At 44.8% G+C, this 23,699-nt stretch carries 20 protein-coding genes; 8 read left to right on the top strand and 12 right to left on the bottom strand.

Annotated elements, in window-relative coordinates:
- Positions 1-15 precede the first annotated feature (15 nt).
- The 4 genes from gcvP to B1L02_RS13115 form a co-directional block, all read right to left on the bottom strand.
- Positions 16-2,916, bottom strand: a complete 2,901-nt coding sequence (gene gcvP, locus B1L02_RS13100; RefSeq protein ID WP_088531383.1) for an aminomethyl-transferring glycine dehydrogenase — start codon at positions 2,914-2,916, stop codon at positions 16-18.
- Between the two features lie 182 nt (positions 2,917-3,098).
- Positions 3,099-3,488, bottom strand: coding sequence for a glycine cleavage system protein GcvH (gene gcvH, locus B1L02_RS13105; protein ID WP_088531384.1), 390 nt, complete (start codon positions 3,486-3,488; stop codon positions 3,099-3,101).
- 76 nt (positions 3,489-3,564) lie between these two features.
- Positions 3,565-4,647 carry a glycine cleavage system aminomethyltransferase GcvT gene (gene gcvT, locus B1L02_RS13110; RefSeq protein WP_088531385.1) on the bottom strand — a complete coding sequence of 361 codons (1,083 nt, stop codon included), beginning with the start codon at positions 4,645-4,647 and terminating at the stop codon, positions 3,565-3,567.
- A gap of 86 nt (positions 4,648-4,733) precedes the next feature.
- On the bottom strand, positions 4,734-5,309 hold the full coding sequence (locus B1L02_RS13115) for a hypothetical protein (protein WP_088531386.1): 576 nt from the start codon (positions 5,307-5,309) through the stop codon (positions 4,734-4,736).
- Between the two features lie 129 nt (positions 5,310-5,438).
- Here B1L02_RS13115 and B1L02_RS13120 point away from each other — a divergent pair, with 129 nt between their 5' ends.
- Complete coding sequence (locus tag B1L02_RS13120) at positions 5,439-6,284, top strand: LysR family transcriptional regulator (protein WP_088531387.1); 846 nt, start codon at positions 5,439-5,441, stop codon at positions 6,282-6,284.
- Between the two features lie 156 nt (positions 6,285-6,440).
- Here the strand turns inward: B1L02_RS13120 and B1L02_RS13125 are convergent, their stop codons facing one another.
- The 6 genes from B1L02_RS13125 to radA form a co-directional block, all read right to left on the bottom strand.
- The gene (locus B1L02_RS13125) at positions 6,441-7,610 is read right to left on the bottom strand and encodes an FAD-dependent oxidoreductase (RefSeq protein WP_088531388.1); all 1,170 of its coding nucleotides are present in this window, start codon (positions 7,608-7,610) and stop codon (positions 6,441-6,443) included.
- Between the two features lie 10 nt (positions 7,611-7,620).
- A complete protein-coding gene (gene ubiH / locus B1L02_RS13130) occupies positions 7,621-8,793 on the bottom strand; it encodes a 2-octaprenyl-6-methoxyphenyl hydroxylase (RefSeq protein ID WP_088531389.1) in 1,173 nt (390 codons plus the stop codon).
- A 12-nt stretch (positions 8,794-8,805) separates the two neighbouring features.
- Complete coding sequence (pepP, locus tag B1L02_RS13135) at positions 8,806-10,116, bottom strand: Xaa-Pro aminopeptidase (protein WP_088531390.1); 1,311 nt, start codon at positions 10,114-10,116, stop codon at positions 8,806-8,808.
- A gap of 2 nt (positions 10,117-10,118) precedes the next feature.
- Positions 10,119-10,682, bottom strand: a complete 564-nt coding sequence (locus B1L02_RS13140; RefSeq protein ID WP_088532284.1) for a UPF0149 family protein — start codon at positions 10,680-10,682, stop codon at positions 10,119-10,121.
- Positions 10,683-10,877: 195 nt separating this feature from the next.
- Positions 10,878-11,804 carry a DUF945 family protein gene (locus B1L02_RS13145; protein ID WP_223192006.1) on the bottom strand — a complete coding sequence of 309 codons (927 nt, stop codon included), beginning with the start codon at positions 11,802-11,804 and terminating at the stop codon, positions 10,878-10,880.
- 12 nt (positions 11,805-11,816) lie between these two features.
- A complete protein-coding gene (gene radA, locus B1L02_RS13150) occupies positions 11,817-13,187 on the bottom strand; it encodes a DNA repair protein RadA (protein ID WP_088531392.1) in 1,371 nt (456 codons plus the stop codon).
- A gap of 128 nt (positions 13,188-13,315) precedes the next feature.
- On the opposite strand from radA, the gene B1L02_RS13155 reads away from it, so the two are divergent.
- Positions 13,316-15,817 (top strand): PilZ domain-containing protein, encoded by a 2,502-nt coding sequence (locus B1L02_RS13155; RefSeq protein WP_088531393.1) that lies wholly within the window; start codon positions 13,316-13,318, stop codon positions 15,815-15,817.
- Between the two features lie 76 nt (positions 15,818-15,893).
- Here B1L02_RS13155 and ampE read toward each other — a convergent pair whose 3' ends face one another.
- Entirely contained in the window at positions 15,894-16,745 is an 852-nt protein-coding gene (gene ampE / locus B1L02_RS13160; protein ID WP_088531394.1) for a beta-lactamase regulator AmpE, read from the bottom strand.
- A gap of 6 nt (positions 16,746-16,751) precedes the next feature.
- The gene (ampD, locus tag B1L02_RS13165; protein ID WP_088531395.1) at positions 16,752-17,294 is read right to left on the bottom strand and encodes a 1,6-anhydro-N-acetylmuramyl-L-alanine amidase AmpD; all 543 of its coding nucleotides are present in this window, start codon (positions 17,292-17,294) and stop codon (positions 16,752-16,754) included.
- 434 nt (positions 17,295-17,728) lie between these two features.
- Here ampD and nadC point away from each other — a divergent pair, with 434 nt between their 5' ends.
- The 6 genes from nadC to coaE all read left to right on the top strand — a co-directional run bounded on the left by nadC (position 17,729) and on the right by coaE (position 23,632).
- On the top strand, positions 17,729-18,571 hold the full coding sequence (gene nadC / locus B1L02_RS13170) for a carboxylating nicotinate-nucleotide diphosphorylase (protein ID WP_088532285.1): 843 nt from the start codon (positions 17,729-17,731) through the stop codon (positions 18,569-18,571).
- Positions 18,572-19,226: 655 nt separating this feature from the next.
- Positions 19,227-19,700 carry a pilin gene (locus tag B1L02_RS13175; RefSeq protein WP_088531396.1) on the top strand — a complete coding sequence of 158 codons (474 nt, stop codon included), beginning with the start codon at positions 19,227-19,229 and terminating at the stop codon, positions 19,698-19,700.
- Positions 19,701-19,711: 11 nt separating this feature from the next.
- On the top strand, positions 19,712-20,752 hold the full coding sequence (locus B1L02_RS13180) for a hypothetical protein (protein ID WP_157757243.1): 1,041 nt from the start codon (positions 19,712-19,714) through the stop codon (positions 20,750-20,752).
- Between the two features lies 1 nt (position 20,753).
- Complete coding sequence (locus B1L02_RS13185) at positions 20,754-21,980, top strand: type II secretion system F family protein (RefSeq protein WP_088531398.1); 1,227 nt, start codon at positions 20,754-20,756, stop codon at positions 21,978-21,980.
- A 134-nt stretch (positions 21,981-22,114) separates the two neighbouring features.
- Positions 22,115-22,993, top strand: a complete 879-nt coding sequence (locus tag B1L02_RS13190; RefSeq protein WP_088531399.1) for a prepilin peptidase — start codon at positions 22,115-22,117, stop codon at positions 22,991-22,993.
- A gap of 9 nt (positions 22,994-23,002) precedes the next feature.
- Positions 23,003-23,632 carry a dephospho-CoA kinase gene (gene coaE / locus B1L02_RS13195; protein WP_088531400.1) on the top strand — a complete coding sequence of 210 codons (630 nt, stop codon included), beginning with the start codon at positions 23,003-23,005 and terminating at the stop codon, positions 23,630-23,632.
- Positions 23,633-23,699: the final 67 nt, after the last annotated feature.

Below are 23,699 nucleotides of genomic sequence, written 5' to 3' on the forward strand. Positions count from 1 at the left end.
CGAGATCTACATCCCTTACGCATCGCGGTAAGTATCAACCGCAGGGCAAGAACAGATAAGGTTACGGTCGCCGTATACGTCGTCGATACGGGTTACCGTTGGCCAGAATTTGTCTTTTGCTACGCTTGGTACTGGGAATGCAGCGTAAAAACGGTCGTATGCACGGTTCCAGTCGTTGCTTAGTACGTCTGCTTGCGTGTGTGGTGCAAATACTAATGGGTTGTCTTCGATAGACCACTCGCCTGATGCAATCTTGTCGATTTCACCTTTGATAGAAACCATGGCTTCGATAAAGCGGTCGATTTCTACCTTAGACTCAGATTCCGTTGGCTCAACCATTAGTGTGCCCGCTACTGGGAACGACATCGTTGGTGAGTGGAAGCCGTAGTCTTGTAGACGCTTAGCAACGTCCATTTCGGTAATGCCTGTGGCTTCTTTCAGTGGGCGTAGGTCAACAATACATTCGTGGGCAACACGGTCGTTACGGCCACGGTATAGAATTGGGAAGTGCTCGCTCAACTTAGCCGTTAGATAGTTAGCGTTTACGATTGCCATTTCAGTTGCTTGTTTTAGGCCTTCGCTGCCCATCATCGCGATGTATGCCCACGAGATAGGTAGAATAGCTGCTGAGCCGTAAGGTGCCGCAGAAACCGCGCCGTTACCTACGTTTGTGCCTTCTACGTTGATCACGCTGTGGTTAGGCATAAATGGCGCTAGGTGCGATTTAACACCGATAGGACCAACACCTGGGCCACCGCCACCGTGTGGAATACAGAATGTTTTGTGTAGGTTTAAGTGCGATACATCAGAGCCGATTGAACCTGGGCTAGTTACACCAACCTGCGCGTTCATGTTTGCGCCGTCCATATATACTTGGCCGCCGTGCTGGTGCACGATGTCGCATACTTCACGGATAGATTCTTCGTACACACCGTGTGTAGACGGGTACGTTACCATGATGCACGATAGGTTTTCAGCTACGTCTGCAGCTTTCGCGCGTAGGTCGTCCATATCGATGTTACCGTTTTTATCACAGTCAACCACAACTACTTTCATGCTTGCCATTTGTGCAGACGCTGGGTTTGTACCGTGCGCTGAACTTGGGATCAAACAGATGTTACGGTGACCTTCACCACGAGACTCATGGTACTTACGGATCGCGATAAGGCCTGCATATTCACCTTGTGCACCTGAGTTTGGCTGTAGTGATACTGCGTCGTAACCTGTGATGTTCACAAGCCAGTCGTGCAGCTCAGTCATCATGATCTTATAACCTTGTGCTTGGTCGATTGGGCAGAACGGGTGTAGCTCTGCAAACTCAGGCCAAGTTACTGGGATCATTTCAGCGGTTGCATTTAGCTTCATGGTACACGAGCCCAATGAGATCATTGAGTGGTTTAGTGCTAAATCTTTGTTTTCAAGACGCTTGATATAACGCAGCATCTCGGTTTCGCTGTGATAGCTGTTGAAGTTCGCGTGCGTTAAAATTTCGTCGTCGCGCACTAGGCTCGCAGGAATACCTGTGATGTTCTCGCCTGATACTTGTGCGTCTAACGCATCTACATTTAGGCCGTGGTCGTCGCCTAAAATGATGTCGAATAGCTCAGCTACGTCCGCACGCGTTGTGGTTTCGTTTACTGCAATTGAGTATTCGCCATTGTGGTTAAGGGCAAAGTTCACACCTTTTGCTACCGCACGCGCCACAACCGCTTGCTTGTCAGCGTCGTCCGCTTTTACCGTAATGGTGTCAAACCAAGTATCGTGCTTAAGTGCTACGCCTTTTGCTTTAAGACCCGTGGCAAGAATGCTTGCAAGGCGATTAATGCGCTCAGCGATGATCTTAAGACCTTGAGGACCATGGTAAACCGCGTAAAACGCAGCCATGTTTGCCAGTAGCACCTGTGCAGTACAAATGTTTGAGTTGGCCTTTTCACGGCGGATGTGCTGTTCACGAGTTTGCATCGCCATACGTAACGCGTCGTTACCTAAACGGTCTTTAGACACACCAATAATACGGCCTGGTAGTGAGCGCTTGTAAGCATCACGCGTAGCAAAGAATGCCGCGTGTGGACCGCCGTAACCCATAGGTACACCAAAACGCTGTGCAGAACCAAGTACTACGTCTGCACCTAGTTTACCTGGTGCTTTAAGTAGCATTAAGCTCATGATGTCTGCGGCAACACAGGCAATCGCTTTTTTGTCTTGTACTTGTGCGATTAGGTCAGTAACGTCAACCACTTCACCTGATGTTGAAGGATACTGGAATAGCGCACCAAAAATCTCGTGGTTAGCAGCGTCGCTAGCAGGGCCTACTACTACTTCAAAACCAAACTGCTCAGCACGCGTAGATACTACGTCGATAGTTTGTACGTGAACGTCGTCTGCGATAAAGAAGATGTTTGCTTTTTTCGCTTTAGATACACGTTTTGCAAGCGCCATTGCTTCTGCCGCTGCAGTGGATTCGTCAAGTAGTGATGCACTTGCCAAGTCTAGGCCGGTAATGTCCATAGTCAGCGTTTGGAAGTTAAGCAATGACTCCAAGCGACCTTGCGCAATCTCTGGCTGATAAGGGGTGTAAGCTGTGTACCAACCCGGATTCTCAAGTACGTTACGTAAAATAACATTCGGTACGTGAGTTGGGTGGTAGCCTTGACCGATGTAAGATTTGAAAACCTTGTTTTTGCTTGCTACTGATTTCAGGTAGCTTAGGGTTTCCACTTCTGTGCGGCTTTCACCGATCTGTAAGCCCTCTTCTAAACGAATTGAAGCAGGTACAGTTTGACCGATCAGCTCTTCAACACTAGATACTCCAAGAGCGCTTAGCATCTCGCTCACCTGTGCTGGGCTTGGCCCAATATGGCGGCGGATAAAATCTTGCTTTTGCTCTAACTGTTCAAGAGATTTGGCGTTTGACATTAGTCCAGGTTCCTATGATCCAAATGAAAAAGGTGAATACTGTTTTTATCTAAATGAGATACCTTGGTAACGGCAGTATTCTAAAAACGTTGGCATGAGCTCGTCATACCTTGAGCAAGCACCCTTGCCCAAAAAGCAACAATAAAAGCCCCTAAAAAGGGGCTTTTATTACTATCAACAAATTAGTCTTCGTCGATTGAATTTGCGTAGCCTTCAGCGTCTAGTAGATTGTCTAGCTCAGACTCATCAGACGCTTTAATACGGAACAACCAACCGTCACCGTAAGCATCGTTGTTTACAGTTTCAGGCGCATCTTCTAGCTCTTCGTTGATTGCAACGATAGTGCCGCCGATTGGTGCATAGATGTCTGACGCTGCTTTTACAGACTCAGCTACCGCGCAGTCTTCACCCGCGTCAACTTCATCATCTACGTCTGGTAATTCAACGAATACCATGTCGCCTAGAAGCTCTTGTGCGTGCTCAGTGATACCAACAGTGTAAATGCCGTCACCTTCAGCGCGAACCCACTCGTGTGAAGTAGCGTACTTTAACTCGCTAGGAATGTTGCTCATTTTTTTGTTCCTTTGGTCGGTTGCGATGTCACCCCGTGAGCGACATCAATGTTATTCTATTTATTATCTAAAAAAACTAGATAATTGACTTGCCGTTACGAACGAAGCTTGGCTTAACTACTTTAACATCAACTAGCTTCTTACGCATTTCAACTTGTGCAGTCTCGCCAATTGAACGAGGTACACGCGCAAGCGCTACACTGAAGCCTAAAGTTGGTGAGAATGTACCAGAAGTAATAACACCTTCGCCACCTTCTACGATAACTTTAGAGCCACCACGTAATACGCCTTTGCTTTCTAGGACTAAACCTACCAGCTTGTCAGTGCTTTGCTCTGCGCGTTGCTTAGTGATAGCCGCACGGCCGATAAAGTCACGCTCCTCTGGCTCCCATGCAATTGTCCATGCCATGTTCGCTGCAAGTGGGGACACCGTCTCGTCCATGTCTGAGCCGTAAAGGTTCATGCCCGCTTCTAAACGTAGCGTATCACGTGCACCTAGGCCAGCCGGACGCACACCTGCGTCTAATAATTTTTGCCATAAGTCCGCCGCACCATCGTTGTGTACTACGATTTCGTAACCATCTTCACCAGTGTAACCCGTTGTTGCGATAAACAGGTCGCCAGCTTGCACACCAAAGAATGGCTTCATGCCTTCAACAGCCGCTTGTTGTTGTTCGTCTAGGATAGTGGCTGTTTTTGCTTTTGCATTTGGACCTTGTACCGCAATCATCGCGTACTCAGGACGCTCTGTGACTGTTACATCAAAATCTGCTGCTACCGCACCGATGTGTGCAAGATCTTTTTCACGTGTTGCAGAGTTAACAACCATGCGATATTGCGTTTCAGTGAAGAAGTAAATGATAAGGTCGTCAATCACACCGCCCTGCTCGTTTAGCATGCCTGTGTATAGTGCCTTACCAGCCACAGTAAGCTTAGCTACATCGTTTGCAACTAGCTTTTGTAGAAATGCCTTTGCGTCTACACCTTCGATATCAACAATCGTCATGTGTGAAACGTCAAACATGCCTGCATCTTGACGCACAGCGTGGTGCTCTTCAATTTGTGAGCCATAGTTGATTGGCATTTCCCAACCGTGGAAGTCTACCATTTTCGCGCCAGCTTCTAGGTGCTTAGCGTGTAGTACTGTTTTAGAAGTCATACTTATCCTTCACTTTTTTACTCAGCAGCTTAAGGTTGAGCACTGAGGGGGTTATTGTTATCGCGCTTACGATAACTGCACGGAATTTATGAAACGAGTTTAAAACCAGCGTCAGTGAGCGTCGTTTGCCACTTTTCTAACACAGTGGCTTGTGCAATCAACTGATACTGTTGCTGTTCGTCCACCAGCAAGGTCGTAATAAATACTTCACCGCTTTGCTTGCCATAGCAGGCATTTTTATCTGAGATCCTAAGGCCTGGCGTTAACGTAAAGTCACTGACTAAACGCTCAAACGCAAGCTCGCCGCTTATGGTAGCGGCAACTAAATCATGACGGCGAACTAGTTCAATATCAAACTCGTTAGCATGGCTATCAATCAATGTTGCCAGCTCAGCGGCTGCGCTTTCACTTACAACAAAACGGTAAGCCGTTTCACTAAAATAGTACACGGCGAAATTTTCGCCACTGTCTAGTTTGCCTTGAAAACCTAAGCCTGGTGCCATTAACTTGTTCAAGTTAAGTGCAAGAATTTGGCTTAAGAAAGGCGTGGTCTCAAAGCCGCTGAAATCGAGTACAACAACAGCATCAGTTGGCATGTAATGGTTTTGCGCCGGAACACTGCCCTGACGGTGCTTTGCAAAGATAATTGGCGTGACGCTCATGGCACTACCTTAGTGAAATTTCGATGAGCAAAAGTATAAGGATGCGCAAACTCAACAACAAATTGTATTTACTTATCAATTGATAAATAATATTAATGTACTTGGGTTTTATAAATTGCATTTCCTTATATGAAAAACTTATCAATCGATGGATTAAGAACGCTGGTCACTGTGGTTGATGTCGGTGGCTTTGCCAAGGCCGGTGAGCTACTTGGTTTGTCTCAACCTGCTGTTAGCTTGCAGATCAAACGCTTAGAAGACATGCTAGGTTGCAAGCTGTTTAAAAAGCAGGGTCAAAGGCAGGTGTTGAATCAATATGGTGAGCTACTTTTGCCCCTCGCCAAACAAATGCTGCAGCAAAACGATGCAATTATTCAGCAGTTTACCTCTGAGAGTGTAACGGGCAGAGTGCGCTTAGGTATTCCCAGCGAATTTGCAGCAAGGATCTTACCCTCGATTATTGGCGATTTTGTTTCTTTATATCCTGATGTTGCGCTGGAAGTTAAATCAAGGCTGAGTAAACATTTACTGTCAGTAGCAAGGCAAGACCAATTTGATTTGGTGCTAGCGCTCAATGAAGAGCTTAGCTCATCCAAGTACCCTGTCTTTATGCAAGACCAGTTGGTCTGGGTTGGCGATTTATCACTTGCACAGCTATCGACTGTCACCTTAGTCACCGCACCAGAAGGCTGTATTTATCGCCGCCGTGCTATCGAGGCGCTGCAGCAAGCTGGATTACAATATCGTATCGTATATAGCAACGCCGACTTAACCGGCCTTACCGCCGCATTAAAAGAGGGACTCGGGATCACCGTACTGGCTAAAAGCACCGTTCCTGCGGAGCTGCCTTATCAGACCCAAACTCAAATATTACCCGAACTCGGCCAAATCGGTATCAGCCTAGTCAAAAATACCCAAGAATCCGCCCACGCCGTTGATAAACTCGCAGAGTTTATTGCATTGAGGTTAGGTTAAAAGATCGCGGGGTGAACCCGCTCCTACCAGCAACGTAAAACCTTGTGGGAGCCGCTTTATGCGGCGATACTGATTAGGGAAAAGATCGCGGGATGAACTCGCTCCCACCTGAAGCAAATCCCCGTTTTGTGGGAGGCGCTTTACGCGGCGATCTTTTTATTTACCGCCTATCGCTTCTTTGGCGAACAGGTGTTTGATTGGACCGAGGTTGTCGACCAAGCTCAGGCCAACACCGCGCACTAACTTTTTAAGCGGATGGTTGCCTTCAAACAGCTCTTTAAGTCCTTGCATCATGGCAATATGCTTTTGAGCATCTGCTTTTCTGCTGCGCTCATATTGGCGCAGTATCCGAGTGCTGGCAAATTGCTCTTGCGGTGCTGATAACAAGGTGATCAGATACGCAGCGTCTTTTAGTCCTAAATTCATGCCAAGACCTGCAAGCGGGTGAATGGTATGTGCCGCGTCGCCCATTAAAACGATGCGCCCTTGCACCCATTGTTTTGCATAGCGCATGGTCAACGGAAAAACATGTCTTTCGCTCACCAGCTCACACACGCCGCACTGCATATCAATCGCAGCACTCAACGCTTTATTAAACGCCTCTACCGGCATGGCTTGTAGCTGCTTTGCTTTATCCGGTGCGGTAGACCAAACAATTGAATGAGTATATGGGTCATCAAGCGGCAAAAAGGCCAGTGGTCCATCGGGGAGGAATATTTGTCTCGCGGTTGCGTCATGCGGCGCTGCGGTTTTTATCGTTGCAACCAGCGCATGATGGTCATAATCCCAATAAGTGATAGGCATATTAAACTGCTGGCGAATAGCCGAACGTGCACCATCAGCCGCCACCACTAGCTTTGCCATCACCGGCTCACCAGTGGCTAAGGTTAACAGCACATCGGTGTCTGTTTGGTGCAGGCTTTGGTATTTTGTGTTCCACATCAGCTTGGCCGATTGCTCAGCTTCAAGTGCTGTTAACAGCGCAAAACGAATGGCGTCATTTTCAATGATATGACCAAGCTCAGGTAAGTCGAGCGATTCATTGTCAAAAGCGATTTTACCAAAGCTGTCTTTATCGCGTACATCCATCCGAGTATATGCTGCGGCGCGCTGCGCTTTAATCTCAGGCCAAACGCCCAAACGCTCAAATAAAGCCTGACTTGCCGCGCTTATCGCGCTCACGCGTGCGCTGTATTCTTGTGCCAATGGTGTTGGTTTTTCACCACGGTCTAGCACTAATACCGAGATATTTTGCTGCGCAAGCCCCAGCGCCAGCGTTAAACCAACACATCCACCACCAACAATACAAACTTGAACTTGTTGCATGCCAACTCCTTTATCCTTTATATCCCATCAATTGTTTAGCCAGCGGCGCTCTTGCTGTTTCAGACAGCGCCATGGTGAGTAGACCTAAACTACGGCCTAAGGCTAAGACTCTTGATGAGTTTGAAAATAGTCGAACGAGCGCATCGGTTAATGTCATCACCGTGTTAATATCTTGCGCTCGCGCCAGTTGATAAGCACGCGTAAATTGAAAACTTCCCCACTCGTTGGGCGCAATCGCCTGACATTGTGAGGTTAGTACTTGAATATCTCGTAGACCTAAATTAAAGCCCTGCCCTGCAATGGGATGAATGGCATGCGCCGCGTTACCAATCACCACCACGCGATGATGAGTGAGTTGCTCTACTCGCCCAAGCACCAGCGGATAGCTTGCTCGCATGCCTACTTGCACAAAGCGCCCAGCGCGATAACCAAAGGCATGCTGCAATGCAGCTAAAAACTCATGTGCTGCCATCGCTTCAAACTCGCTGAGTTGCTCATTTGGCATACACCACACCAGTGAATAACGATTATCACTCATTGGCAACAGTGCCATCGGGCCATGTTCGGTAAAACGCTCGAACGCCTGACCATGATGTGCCGTGTCAATTTGCACATTGGCAATCAATGCGCCTTGCTCGTAGCCTATGCTATCAAAGCCGATATTGAGCTTAGTCCGCGTGGGAGATTGCGCGCCATCCGCAACAACCAGTAATCGGCTTTGTAATTGCTCACCATTATCGAGGGTCAGTTCAACCTGTTCTGGTTGTTGATGTAAATGCGCCACTTGGTTTGGGCAAAACAGTGCAATATCAAGATTGCTCAGCTGCTCATGTAAAAAGTGACCATAGGGATTGACTTCAACCACATAGCCTAGTGCTTTTTGGTTGTAGTCTTCGGGCTTGATCCACGCCTTACCAAAGTGACCTCTGTCAGAAACATTCACTTGTGTGATTGGCTCAACATACTGCCATTCGGGATTAAATAGATTGAGCTCGCCCAAAAATGCGACCGACTGCGCAGCAAGCGCAATACTGCGATCGTCAAAACTCGGATGCTGTTTACCTTTGGGCGCAAAGGCTTCAATAACCGCAATCTTTGCCTGCGGAGAGACTTTTTTTATGGCAATGGCGGCGCTGGCTCCCGCCATACCACCACCAACCACGACGACATCAAACTGTTGCACGCAAAGTGTCCACTAGTTATTCATTAATGCTTCTATTTCTGCGATGGTTTTTGGCACCTGCGCGGTTAAGTTTTCATAACCGGATTCAGTGACCAACAAATCATCTTCGATACGAATGCCAATCCCTTTAAATTCATCAGGAACTTGCGCATCTTCGTCAAAATACAGACCCGGCTCAATGGTAAGTACCATGCCAGGTTCAAATGGACGGTCCGCTTCATCTAACTTGTATTCACCGACATCGTGAACATCAAGACCTAGCCAATGACCTAAACCATGCATGTAAAATGCTTTGCATGCCTGCGCTTCTACGAGTTCATTAACGTCGCCCGCAAGAATGCCTAAATCTACTAGCCCTTGAGTCAATACGGTCATCGCCACTTGATTGGCTTTAACTAACGTGCCACCCGGTTTTACTTCACCAAAGGCCGCATTTTGCGCAGCTAATACCAAGTCATAAATCTTGCGCTGCGCATCACTAAACTGGCCGTTTACTGGGAAAGTACGAGTTATATCAGCCGCATAGCCTTCAAGCTCACAACCCGAATCAATCAGTACTAAGTCGCCGTCTTGTAGCGCATCACAGTTGTCGGTGTAGTGTAAAATCGTCGCATTGATGCCGCTGCCAACAATGGTGCCATAGGCTGGGTGACGTGCACCGTTCATTGCATAATGATGATGAATTTCGGCTTCAAGCTGATATTCCGTCGCGCCCGGCTTTGCAAACTGCATGGCGCGTTTGTGTGCCTCAGCACTAATTCTGCCTGCTTCGCGCATGATGGCGATTTCCGCATCCGACTTAAATAAGCGCATTTCATGGACGAGTGGACGAATATCTTTGATGATCTCAGGTGCACGATAGCCCTTTTTCGGCGCGCCACGTAACGTACTCAGTAACTGCCAAACCTTATCATCAAAGGCACTATACGTGCCTTGACCGTAGAATAGCACCTTGCGACCATTCACAAGATTTAATAGCTCGCTGTCTAAGTCACTAAGCGCAAAAGTCTGGTCGAGTTCAAGTTGCGATTTAGCGTGCTCATAGCCCATACGGCGACCATGCCAAATCTCAGCGATCTTATCTTTATTGCGACAAAACAACGTAGACTGTCCATTACCGTCCCTGTCTTTCGTGAGCACCAAAACCGCATCCGGCTCTTTAAAGCCCGTCAGGTAAAAAAAGTCGCTATCTTGGCGAAACGGAAATTCGGTGTCGCGGCTACGGGTTAACTCTACGGCTGCTGGGATAATTGCTACTGCGTTGTTATCTAGTGCCGCAATAAGACGCGCACGGCGTTCTACAAACTCGCTGTTTTTTATCATAATTAATGTATCGTCTTTGATGTGCTAACGGATTGCGATTCTTTACCCATTTCGGCAAAGCATAAAAGTGTAGAAACACGCACATATTCCACCACTTCTAGAAGCGCTTCTTTATCGTCGTTGCTGTCTTCAAAACCAGTATCAAGCTTGGTTATTTCGCTAAAGTCGTTAATCACTTCTTTAACATCTGCGGATAACTTACCGTAATCTTTTTGCTTTAAGCCAAAGCCAAGCAAAAAGCCTGATACCCAAGCAATCAGTGCGTTAGCTTGGTCATGTAATGACTCGTCTTCTGGCGGCAAATACAGTTCAAATTGGAACTCACCGTCGTTGAAGTGCTCAGCAACTTGCTTATATAAATCGATGCAAAATTCTCTAATTGGTGCTGAAAATTTTTGACCGTCGTTAAATACGTCGCTCAATAGCCCTAAATACTCAGAATCTTCAATATTCAGGCCACAGGCCAATAGCCCAGAAATGGTGCCATGAACTTCGGCGGGGGCAATAAATAGTTCGTGTTTTTCTAATAGCAATTGAGCTTGCTGGTAGTCTTTGAATTCGCTCATAAATACATTCCCAAGCAATTGATACTCCAATGCTACCACCGCAGCCTTTGCAACTCCAACGAATTGTATGATCAACCTCAAGGCCGCTTTAGATTTCATCAATTTGGTGAAGCAGACATTGCGAATGAGTAGACTTATAGGGAGAAAAGGATTTAGGAGCAAATCCAAAATCCCTTTAAATTAGTTGAATTGACTTTACTTACCGCTCGCGTTGATCTCGATAAGTTCAGGCAGTGTTTCTGGATTTTGCGCCATAGCCATGGATAACTGCTGCCCAAGAGCCATCATACTTTGACTTTGTGGTACCGAAACAGATATAGCAAGTGACTCCATTCCATTGGCAAAGTCATTCACAGCGGTTTGAATTTCAGCAGGTAACATCATCATTTGTAGTTGCTGGGCAACAATCGCCTGAAAGTCAGCCTTGCTCATGCCCTGCTGAGCAATTTCAGACTCAAGTAACCGAGGTAAGCCGCCTGCATTATCAATATTCATGCTAAAGGACTTTAACTCAAGGGACTGCATCGCCGCCATCATTTGCGACTGCACTTGAAGCTCTTGTTCAAGGCTTGGTGAATCTCCTTGAATTTTTGAAGCCGCCAATGAGGCATCCATAAAAGCCTTGCTATTTCCAAACGCAGCATTAAAAGAGGTGTTTACAATATCTTCTGCCGACGTTGCGAATTTAACCTCGCTCGCGCCAGACGCATCGTCATAGGCAAGACTTGTTTTTAAATGGTATGTTGCATTCACCAGCTCCGGCGACATCCCTTGGGTAAACTCAGTCGCTTCTTTTGCTATTTTTAAACCAGCTAGGTCAAGCTCAGTATAAGGGCTGATTTTGTCCTGTTCGTAACCCACAACGTTGAGTTTCTCAATGGTGAAAATAGGAATATTTTCATCGACTTGTGAAATCGTTAAGTCGGTAATTTCTACACCACGGGTAAATAAATCAACTGAGCTATTAGCAAAACTTACGCTTAGACCGCTGTCTTGCTCGAAGCTTTCGATTTGCTTAGTGATCTCTTGCTTCACTTGTTCATTAACATAGTAGTTGGCGCCAACATACCCTGCGCCGGCTAACACCACAACGGCTACTGCTAATGTGGACTTATTCATCATTCACTCCATTATTTAAAAAAGTGCCTCAAGCGCTTCGCTAAGGCTAGAGACGGCTACAATTTCCATCCCCTCTATATTTTCTTTTGGTTTATTTGCTTTTGGTACAATCGCTCTTGTAAAGCCATGCTTGGATGCTTCACGCAACCGCTCTTGCCCACTTGGCACAGGGCGGATCTCACCACCTAGCCCCACCTCACCAAATACCACCAGCTGCCTGTCTAATGTTTGGTTTTTAAAGCTTGAAACCAGTGCGGCTATTAAGGCCAAATCGGCGCTGGTTTCGGTCACTTTGACACCGCCCACTACGTTTACAAACACGTCTTGATCCGACACTTGCAAACCACCGTGACGATGCAGTACCGCAAGTAGCATGGCTAAACGATTTTGTTCCAAGCCAACGGTGACACGACGAGGATTGGCCAATTGTGAGTAGTCGACTAGTGCTTGTACTTCCACGAGTAACGGTCGTGTGCCTTCCCAAATAACCATGACCAGTGAGCCTGGCGTTTGCGCTTCGCCACGATTTAAGAAAATGGCCGACGGATTGTTTACTTCCTTTAAGCCTTGGCTTGTCATGGCAAACACACCTAACTCGTTTACGGCACCAAAACGGTTTTTATTGCCCCGCAATGTTCTAAAGCGGCTATCGGCGCTGCCTTCCAGTAAAATGGAGCAGTCAATACAATGCTCTAACACTTTAGGGCCGGCCAGAGTGCCATCTTTAGTCACATGCCCCACCATGATAATGGCGACCTGATTTGTTTTGGCAAAACGCGTCAAATATGCAGCGCTTTCACGCACTTGAGAAACCGATCCCGGTGCTGATTGGATATCACTCATGTGCATTACTTGAATTGAGTCGATAACCATAATGCTTGGTTTTTCACGAAGCGCGAGCTGACAAATCGTCTCGACATTGGTTTCTGCGAGTGTTTTTAACTTATTTGTCGGCAGCCCCAATCGTGTCGCACGCATGGCAACTTGTTGCAGCGACTCTTCACCGGTGACATACAAAGTGTTCATGGTTTCGGCGAGGCGACACATGGTTTGCAGCAGTACCGTACTTTTACCTGCACCTGGGCTACCACCAATTAGTATTGCACTTCCTGGAACAACGCCCCCACCTAGTACACGGTCAAACTCTTTAAAGCCTGTTGAAAATCGCGGTAATTGTTCTAAGTTAACTTCATCTAAGGTTTGTACTTTAGCTTCAACAAGACCGGCATAGCCTGAAGTTGCACCGCCTTGAGGGACTGACTTTGCTGACGGAACGCGAAACTCCGTTACGGTATTCCATGCCTTGCACTCAGAACACTGTCCTTGCCAACGTGCGAATTCGGCACCACAATCGCTACATACAAATGCTGTTTTCTTTTTTGCCATAAATTACAGGTATATATCTTGCTTAAACACAATAATAGGTTAAGAATAAACTAATAAAGCGCCAATGTTGACATATTATTGGCGGTGACCCAACTGGTCACATAAAATGAGCGCGTGTAAAACTGTTTATGCCTGAAGATAGATTACAAAAATATCAAAGCTTAATTGAGGATTTAAAACTGGATCTTGGCGACCCGGCTTTTGACCGCATATTTAAGCAACGTACTGCGGACCTATCCAAGCCGGACCAATTTCTATTAAAAATGGAAATGTCACGGCTATCTCAGCCCGTGGCACGATTTATTGACCTCAGAGGACAAGTCGCAGGTCAAGTTAAGCCTTACGAATATGAAGGCAAACAGCACTTTATGGATGACTTAGCAATCGAAGTATTCGAGCGGGAAGTCGCAAAGCACGGGGGCTATACCCTTGCAGTGTACGAATCCGTAATGAGTACCGACAATAATTATAAGGTCATGCAAAAGCAGGCCAAAGCGCGCGAGGAAGAAGTAGAAAAGGACGCGGTCAATCATAACTACACTAAACTTGTTCGTTTCGCCTCATACGAAAGCCGCTCTGAAGAGCGCATGAATTACTCCATTAAAATAACAGTGGAACTGGCAAAAAATCGTCCTAAGATTTCCGCTTCCACCTCGGATATTTCCCTCAGCGGCGCTAAAATAAAGCTACCGACCAATCAGCAAGTAGACCCCGGACAAATTATTTCAATCCGCTTAGTGGGTCTGGAGCAAGACTTTGAGCTTGGCTTGAAAGAAGGTATTCAATATGAAGTCGTCGCCGTAGAACCCGGCACGATTGAATACAACCAAGTTCGCTTAAAACGCACATTTATCGAGAAAAACCAAGGGTTTGATGATTTTCTAAATAGCTTTATACATGGTAACAAACGTCGCTATAAGATAAATCTCGACAACACGTTGGATGCCGTAGTTTGTAAAGGCTATGAACAATATTATCTTCCACGCGTCTGCTCTTTGTTTGTTTTCATCAGTGAGAAACAAAAACAGCTTTATCCAAGTATGGTGCTTACCAACGAAAATAACGCCTACATCAATTACTATTTCGAGGACGAAAGAAAGCAGTCAGGGCTCTACTCCGTATTCAACCAAAAACGAATGCAGCGTCTGCTTGCGCTTTCAGGTGCAGTAAAAGAAGCGATATGCCATGTGTTTACTCACTCAAGTCAAGGCAGAATGTACTTTTACTCAGCCTTTGATTTTGAGCTGGAAGAAATGCAGCAGCTAAACGATCTGTTTTTTGCCTTTGGCAGTCAAAAAGACAGCTGGCGCACGTTTAAAGTGCAGCTTATGCCAAGCCACCACGAGGATGCATTTATTCCTCTCTCACTCCCTGCAAGTGCGGGCAAAAACGTTGAAAAGCTCAATAAACGCCCCACGCCAAGGGTGCAAGGCTTTATCCAAGACGTAAAATACCTCATGTTACTGACCGATATTAGCAACCCGACTATTACAGAGCGGTTCCAACGTCTGAGTTATGAACAAAGCTTAGTTAATCAATTAAAGAAGTTTGGTCACGGCAAGTCAGCCACTCCGCCTCCTCTTGAAGTCGTAGCCTTGGAGTACGTTAACTTACGTGCGCACAGACGCTACCTTTATAAAACCAATGTGGTCGTTCACATTGACGGTCAAGGGACTTTCAACTGTATTACGCGTGATTTTTCAGTCATGGGTTTGCAAATAGAGTGCGGCCAAGAAATGCCGTTGAATAAAGGGGACTCGATACACTTAGACTTAGTTGACTTGCAAAAGCTGACGAAACAGCACAATTTAACTAATTTGCGCTATGAAGTGATGATGGTCAATAAAGCCAAAACTATCATTAACTTAAAAGTGCAAAAAATAGGTCAACTCGACCATTCTGCGATGGGATTCTTCAAGGCGCTTATTGAGAGCAATAAAGACAAGCTAGTTGCTTGTGATGAAGCACCAAAGGTGCCGGGACTATCACTTGCACTACGTAATATGGTTACTAAATCTGTCTGTCAGTTCCCTCTCTATTTGCATAAAGAGACCTCACATAATGCCGTGGGGGCGATTGGACAGGGGCTCTACCCTACGTCACTCCATCACCTACTGCATTCGTTTAGTGATAATGATGATAACACTTTGGACGCCAAGGCCGTTTTTCCCGAGCGCTTTGTCGAAGAAAAACTAACGGAAATTCTAAAAGCAAAATCGCGACAAGATAAACCACTAAAATACCTAGTCTTTATTAAGTTTGACCCAAACCAGACCAATCAACACGAAGCGGTAAATGCGCAAGTTATTGCTCATGAAGACTCAATCGATAGCCTGTATCTGTATGCTAAAAAAGCGCTGCGCAACGATTTACTTTTTGTCTATCAGCTCTATGTGTCAAAAACTGGCCGCCCAGATATGGATTATCTTGCGAATGAGCTGCGCTATGTGAGCCACTATGCAATCCACAAAGCAAAAGATCTAGAAGAAGCGCTTTGGTCGGTAACTGGAGTATGCGATTTGATAGACGTTACGGATTATGTGGTTCGAAACATGGGCTTTGATCTACCTCTTGTTACTAAAATGGAAGAGCAGAAAAAGCGCTGGTTAGAGGCCAACTTCAAACATTGATTTCAACTGCTCCATATGCGCTGACAGTATATGGAGCATTGTTATAAAGGTAGGAAAGATTGGCAGCTCAGGTTAGCTACTCCACCCAACCAAATAGCGTTAGTACTGCAATGATCACTAGATAAAACAAAATATTACGCTTCACAAGGCGCATCATGCAGCTTGCTTCAAAAGTGCAACCTAAAAACTGCTGTTCAATTTGCTCAGCCGCGAGTGCGGTGCTTGTGACAATTTGACGATTTGTCGTTTTAAAATCTAACACATATTTCAACCAACTTGATGTGCCTTTACTGAAGTTACCAATGATCAAAAAGCCAAAGCTTGCGATCCGTGCGGGAAGCCAATTTAACCAATAAAATAAACGGCAAAACTGCTCAAAGACATGTTGCAGCGGCGGATTTTCTTGCTCGTGATGCCAATGCACAATTTGTCTTACCATCGCATAGAGCACAGCGCCCGGCGCGCCCAACGCCACAAACCAAAAAATAACTCCGCAGTAATGTTGAAAGTTAATCCACGCAAGCGTCTGACCAAAAGTCTCGCCGCCCGGCTCATCTTCTAATTTGTCTTGCCCCATTTGCAATGCATAAAGCGTAGCCGCTTCGTTATCACCTCGCGTGAGCGCATTCAAATAGCCTTTATAGAGCTTGCGATATTTAGCACAACCAAAGCAGACTAAGAGCACACAGATATTGATTGCAAACTGCCAAAACACAAAGTCACTTAGACTGTAAATAAAAGCAACAACCAATGCAGGAATCACTAACCAAAGCATCACACCAAAATGCGAGCCCAACATTGCATTTGGCTGAGTCCAAGATTTGGTGTTCGCGTAGTAACTTTGTAGGTAATAATCGACTTGCCAGTAGTTCGCCCGCGCGCCAAGTCGTTCAATAATAAGCGCGATGATGATAGAAATTAAGATCATGCTTGCCTAGCTCTCTTGGTTAGTTAACAAGGTAAAATAATACTGCCAATCAAATGCTGCCCCCGGATCTGTCTTTCTTCCTGGAGCAATATCACTGTGCCCTACAATACGATCATTCGTCAGCTTTGGATAGTACTGCTGCAGCCAACGCGTTGTTTTTACTAAACTCGTATATTGCGCTTCGGTATATGGCGTGGTGTCTGTGCCCTCCATTTCAATACCAATTGCAAAGTCATTACAGCGAGTTCGACCTTGCCACTGCGACACGCCTGCATGCCACGCCCGCTCACCGAAGGGAACATATTGGGTGATGCTACCGTCACGGCGAATAACGCAATGCGCCGATACTCTTACTCCCGCTAAGTCAGAAAAAGTCGGATCTGCGTCACAGTCCAATGTCCCCATAAATAAGTCTTCCACGTACGACGTGCCAAAGCACCCTGCTGGCAACGAGATATTGTGGATCACCAGTAAATCTATCTCGCACGCTTGCGGTCTTCCATCGTAATGCGGGGATTGCTTATGTTTAGCAAAAGGTAGCCAATTCAAAGTATTAGTTCCAAGCCTTGGTTTGCATTCGATTATAAAGACAAAATAAGACAAAAGGTAGGGATGGATTTATGTGTAACGTAACGATAGTACCGCGACATAAAAGACATAATGGTTCGACATCAAATCACAACAAACAACACATAACCGTAGCAGCGGGTTTACCCCGCGACCTCCGTTTTAGCCATCAACTCATTCTCTACAAACAAGCCTCTGCATTTCAAACACACCGTCGCGACATAAAGTCGCTGCTACGAAAATACATATTGGTTTCGACATAAAGTCACAGCAAACAACACATAATCGTAGCAGCGGGTTTACCCCGCGACATAAAAGCCACCTCGCCAAATTTCGTGAATTCTTCTCCATCAATTGTACTCCTAGGCAAACGCGCGTAAAATTCGGCCATTGCAGAAAAAATGAAAAGACAACCTATGATTGACCAAAACCTTATCAGCCAATTGGTAAAACAGGCGCTAGACGAAGACCTCAATTATCAAACACCAAACGAAGGTGATATTACCGCAGCCCTTATCCCAGAAACGCAGCAAGCAAATGCCTATGTGATCACAAGGGAAGATTGTGTGTTCGTTGGCAAGGCGTTAATCGAAGAAGTTTTTCATCAGGTCGACCCAAGTGTTAGCGTCAACGTACTTGTGAACGACGGCGACTTTGTAGCCGCCAACACCCGCTTGTTTACCGCAAGCGGTTCTGCAAGAGCAATTCTAACCGCAGAGCGTACGGCGCTTAACTTTGTACAAACGCTATCGGGCACGGCAACCACCACAGCTAAGTATGTTGAAGTGCTGAGCGGTACGCAAACCAAACTGCTAGACACACGTAAAACCATCCCAGGATTAAGAGCGCTACAAAAATACGCCGTTAAATGTGGCGGTGGTAAAAATCATAGAATCGGTCTATTCGACGCGTATCTTATTAAAGAAAACCACATTGCCGCCTGTGGCAGTATCGCCAAAGCCGTTGCCACTGCGCGTAATAACCACCCAGACAAACCGGTAGAAGTTGAAGTAGAAAACCTAAGCGAATTACAACAAGCCTTAGATGCTGGCAGCGATATTATTATGCTGGACAACTTCAGCGTAAGTGAAATTCAACAAGCGGTTGAAATCACGCAAGGCAAAGCCAAATTGGAAGTCTCTGGTAATATGACCATTGAAATTTTGACGACTTATGCACAAGCCGGTGTTGATTTTATTTCAAGCGGCGCACTGACCAAGCATGTACAAAGCATCGACCTGTCGATGCGTTTTGAATAGCTTTCGCTAAATTTAAAAAAACGCTCTGATAGGGCTCATTGCTGGGCCCTTTCTTTTTTATAGTGCTATCAAGTAACCAGTAAATCACTCAGCTGACTTGTCTGCTCCTTAAGATATCGGATTTTTCATTTTTTAAAAAGAATACTACTTTGTGCCAGCAAATAGTGTTGCACTCACGCTGTAACCCTCCGTAATAGAGAAAGTTTTCTATTTCGTTGACAAACCTAGTTAAAACCCGTTAAATACGACAAAAGAACTAGAGTGTAACAAGATCTTAATGTTCGGTAACGATTGATTCCGTTCGTTTTTTGAACCGATATTAGGAAAGCTTGCGCTACCGCAAAAGAATCAATAATTTATTATTAAAATTTGATTGTAGACATCAGTGTTTACTATTAAAGTAAATGTTAATTGTGATCGCTAAAACTAAATCGGTGCTACACTCTTAGTTGGTTAGGGACCGGTCACAAACTTAACGGGTCCAGCTTTTAAGATTTTTGAATGATGAACTTGTTGCATCTTCTTGGTCGCCGTTAAGTCAATTTGAGCACACCAGTTTGTTGATTCGATGGATTGGTAATTATTGCAAAGGTTTTAATAAACGCTTAACTTAAACCTATTATGGTTAAGTCACTTAAAATTTAGGAGACACATCATGACTCAAAAACAACAGGGTGGTTTTACCCTAATCGAACTAATGATTGTTATCGCGATCATCGGTATTCTTGCAGCAGTAGCTCTGCCTGCTTATCAAGATTACACTCAGCGTGCTCGCGCCTCAGAAATGTTACTTGCAGCAAGCTCTGGAAAAACTTGTGTTACCGAAAAAGCGCAGATCGGTAGTGATCCAGATGGCTGTGATGCAAATGCTAAAGCGACTCAATTTGCTTCAGCGTTTACTGTAAGTGATGCGGGCTTAATTTCGGTTTCTGGTCAAAGTGAGTTGGCAGGCTTAACAATTACTCTGACCCCTCAAAAAGCGGCAAATACTGCAGCCGCAAAAGCTGATTTCTCTGGTGCTGGTTTCGCTCTTTATGGGTGGAAGTGTGAAGGCTCTGTAACTGGAGCAGCAAAAACCTCATGGTTACCTAGTAGTTGTGAAGCTGCGGCTGCAACTCCATCTCCATAATGTTAGTTTAAATGCAACATAAGCATTTAGCTCACTGCACTTTCGACTTTTTATTGGTCGGAGGTGCTTCCTTGATTATATATTTCCTTTTAATGCTATTTAAAGTAGAAGCTTCTAGTTTTGATTTGATACTTTTAGCATGGGTTCTTTCTGTTTTTTGTAATGCTCCTCATTTCATTTCAAGTTATCAAATTTTTTATACTGAGAAAAAGAATAGTTTAACAAAAGAGTATCGGACTTTATTTGCAGGTGTAATTTTACCTATACTTCTTGGCTTAGTTATTTTTTATGCTTTCATTAGCAAATCGGTGGTTGTTTACAAGAGTTTAGTCATTTTCATGATCTTTACTGTTGGTTGGCATTACGTTAAACAAGCATTTGGCTGTTTCCTAACATTAGCTTTTAAATATAAATTATTTTTGAAGAACTATGAAAGATACGTGCTCTTAAGTTCTTTGTATGCGTTGTGGGCGAGTTCATTTTATCGTCACTTTATTAACTTTGAATACACAGGTAATTTTTGGGGTTTTAAGTATGAACTTCCTCAGCTACCAGTATCATACTATGAAATTTTAAAGTATTTATCTTTAATATTAATCTGCATGTTCACATTGTCTTTTTTACTAAAAAATAAAGTATCTAGTAAAATTAATTTAGCACTTACAATAACACCGATACTAAGTGTCGCAGTTTGGATATCTCCAGCATTTTTTAACCCTGTATTTTTTTTCCTCGTTCCATTTTTTCACTCTCTACAATACTTGTTCTTTGTAAGCAAGTATATAGAAGGAAAACATCAAAATAAAACTGATAAAAAAATAAAGTTTTGGTTATCTTCATTTATAATTGGATGCTTTGTTTTTGAGGTTATTCCAAAAAACATTGATAGTATTTTTACCCAAAACTCAGAGTTTGGAGTTCACTTAACTCTAATATCAGTGCTTTTATTTATAAATATCCATCACTACTTCATTGACAATACAATTTGGAGAAAGGAAAGCGAATCGGTGAGAGCATATTTGAATTTAGGTATGGCAAAAGAGAGCCTATAGTATGAGCAAAGACAAGAATAGAGACCATGAGCTTTTTATTTGGTTTGGAGTAAATACTCGAGGCAAAAAACTTAATGGTGAGATGACAGGCCAAAGTGTGGCCCTAGTCAAAGCCCAGCTGAGAAAACAAGGCATTACCCCATCTAAAGTTAAACGCAAGCCTAAACCTCTCTTTGGCTTTTCTGGTACTCAAAAAATTAAATCTGTTGATATAGCAACGACAACCCGACAAATTGCTACAATGTTAATGGCAGGTGTTTCTTTAGTACAAACATTAGATATGCTTGCTCGTGGCATCAAAAATAAAAGCTTATCTAAGCTGATTGCCCATATCGCTGATGAAGTGAAAGCAGGCCAGCCTCTTGCTAAATCTCTAAGAGCATACCCTCGATATTTTGATGAGCTCTATTGTGACCTTGTCCATTCAGGGGAACAGTCTGGTGCTCTCGATACCATATTTGACCGCATCGCGCTTTATAAGGAGAAGACTGAAGCACTTAAGTCTAAGATTAAAAAGGCGCTGTTCTACCCTATTGCCGTAGTGGCTGTAGCACTCATAGTTACTGGTATTTTGCTTATTTTCGTTGTACCTCAATTCCAAGATATTTTTGCTGGTTTTGGCGCCGAACTCCCAGCCTTTACGCTAATGGTTATCGCGATTTCCGAATTTATGCAGGAATATTGGTGGGTATTTGTGCTTGGACTTGGCCTTTTTGGTTATACCTATAAAGAAATGCTTATTCGCAGCGCTGCGGTAAAGCACTTTAATGACCGTATGATTTTACGTATTCCAGTGATTGGCGAGATCCTTAAAAAAGCAGCAGTGGCGCGTTATGCTCGTACGCTTTCGACCACCTTTGCAGCGGGTGTGCCCCTTGGCGATGCGCTAGATTCTGCCGCAGGAGCGTCGGGCAATATTATTTATAAAAATGCAATTAAAGAAATTAAAGCAGAGGTTAACTCGGGTAACCAAATGCACTGGGCAATGCATAACACCAAAGTCTTCCCTGATATGGTGATACAAATGGTGTCTATTGGTGAAGAATCGGGCTCTCTAGATGGCATGCTGGCAAAGGTTGCTAACATCTATGAGCAAGAGGTCGATGATGCGGTGGATGGACTATCTAGTCTATTAGAGCCTCTCATTATGGTGGTACTCGGCGTACTGATCGGTGGCCTAATTATTGCCATGTACTTGCCGATATTCCAATTAGGCTCAGTTATTTAATTTTTGTTCACAAAGTTACACTATTTAGAGGTACAGTGCTGTGCCTCTCAATAGTGCTGTGTGGTAAACTGCAAAAACCTATACCGAGCATGCCTCGAAAGTTTAAACAAAAAATATAAGCAAGCGCCCAACTTATGCAAGATATTATCAACTTGATGCAAACCCAGTTATGGTATTGGTTACTCACCGTTGGACTCGTTAGTCTTTGCATCGGCAGCTTTCTCAATGTGGTTATTCTTCGCTTACCTAAAATGATGAAGCAGAGCTGGCAGTCAGAATGTCGCGTGTTGCTCGCTGATGAGCTACCAAAACAAACCGCTGAAGCACCTGTTTTTAATTTAATTAAGCCAAACTCTCATTGCCCCAGCTGCAAAACGCCGATTAAGGCGTGGCAAAACATTCCACTGATCAGTTGGCTATTATTAAAAGGCAAATGCAACCACTGCGACGCGTCAATCTCTGTCCGCTATCCTTTGGTAGAGCTAACAACCTCCCTACTCTCCACATGGGTTGCGTGGCATTTTGGTGCCACTTTAGAAGCCACGATGTATATTGTGATTACTTGGGTATTAGTCGCACTTACGGTTATCGATATCGACGAAATGTTGCTGCCCGATCAGTTAACGCTACCAACCTTATGGTTAGTGCTGGTTGCCAGTTGTTTTGGTGTTGGCATCGACCCCAATAGTGCCATTATTGGTGCAGCGGTTGGTTATTTAAGTTTATGGAGTGTGTATTGGCTCTTTAAATTACTCACAGGTAAAGAAGGCATGGGCTATGGCGACTTTAAACTGCTGGCCATCTTTGGCGCATTAATGGGCTGGCAAGCAATCTTAACCATAGTGCTACTTTCAAGTCTGGTCGGCGCAATCATTGGTAGCATCCAATTAAGCGTTCAAGGCCGAGATAAAGCCACGCCTATTCCGTTTGGTCCTTACTTAGCCATTGCAGGTTGGATCACTCTAATGTATGGCGAACAGCTGCAGCTGTGGTACGTAAACCTAATAATGTAAAGTAAGACAATGCTAAAAACGAATAATTGGATTTTAGGGGTGACGGGCGGTATTGGAGCAGGTAAAACGGCCATCACTAACCACTTGCAGCAAAAAGGGATAGTGGTTGTTGACGCCGATATCGTTGCACGAGAAGTAGTCGCGCTAGGCAGCACTGGGCTACAAGCGATCGCGGATGAGTTTGGCAGTGCCATTTTACAGCCTGACGGCAACTTAGACAGGGCTAAGTTAAGAGCCATTATTTTTGCTGATGCCGACAAAAAACAGTGGCTTAATGAGCTACTTCACCCGCTTATCCGTAATGAAATACTCACGCAGTTAAATGCAGCGCAAAGCGATTACGTGGTTTTAGCGGCGCCCCTGCTGTTCGAAAATGGTTTAGAGCGCTACTGCGATGCCACTTTACTTGTTGATGTTGCTGTTGATACGCAAATCGCAAGAACAACCAGCCGAGATTCAGTCGATGCAGCGCAAGTAAACCGTATTATCGAGTCGCAGTTACCGCGCTCAGATAAACAAGCAAAAGCGGACTACATACTAGACAACGACCGACCGCTGCTTGAAAGCCTGCAAGAGACAGACAGACTACACAATGCGTTTCTTACACTGGCGCAAGAGAAAGTAAGACTAAATAATTAGGCTAGACTTGGCTGTAAAACTTAATCTACACTCACAGTGATAACTTGGCATTTTTCCAACTTAATGA

The sequence above is a fragment of the Pseudoalteromonas piscicida genome (genome assembly GCF_002208135.1).
GTDB lineage: Bacteria > Pseudomonadota > Gammaproteobacteria > Enterobacterales > Alteromonadaceae > Pseudoalteromonas > Pseudoalteromonas piscicida_A.